1 pseudogene is annotated in these 541 nt (G+C 27.2%); it reads left to right on the forward strand.

What is annotated here, in order from left to right:
* Positions 1-60 precede the first annotated feature (60 nt).
* Positions 61-541 (forward strand): annotated as a pseudogene (locus GBZ86_RS19065) (terminase large subunit); the annotation flags it as partial.

Consider the following 541-nt stretch of genomic DNA (forward strand, 5'->3'; position numbering starts at 1 on the left):
AAATGTTAAAGATCCTTAATGAATTAGGATTAAAGCCATCACCAAAAATCGAGGATTATGATGATATTTAATAAATATATTGATGAATACATTAACCTTATAGAAAGTGGAAGTGTTGAGAGCTGCAATAATATAAAAAAGTGTATTAATTTAGTTAAGGAAAAATTATCACAGCCTAATATATTTATTCATAATGAGAAAATAGAAACAGCCATAACTAAAATAGAAGAATATTTTAAATTTAAATTACTTCCTTGGGAAAAGTTCGTTATTGCATTAATCCATTGTTATTATGAGGATAATACTTTAGTTTGGAGTACCATCTTTTTAATGATGGGAAGGGGAAATGGTAAGAATGGATTTATTAGTGGAGTTTCCTGGTATTTAACTACAGCTTTTCATGGACTAGATAAATACAATGTAGATATTGTGGCTAACTGTGAAGAACAGGCTAAAACAAGTTTTGAAGATGTTTATGAGGTGATAGATGGTAATAGGAAATTAAAAAAAGCTTTTTACTATACTAAAGAAAAAATAGTAT

It is taken from the genome of Clostridium tarantellae, from assembly GCF_009295725.1.
Classification (GTDB): Bacteria; Bacillota; Clostridia; order Clostridiales; family Clostridiaceae; genus Sarcina; species Sarcina tarantellae.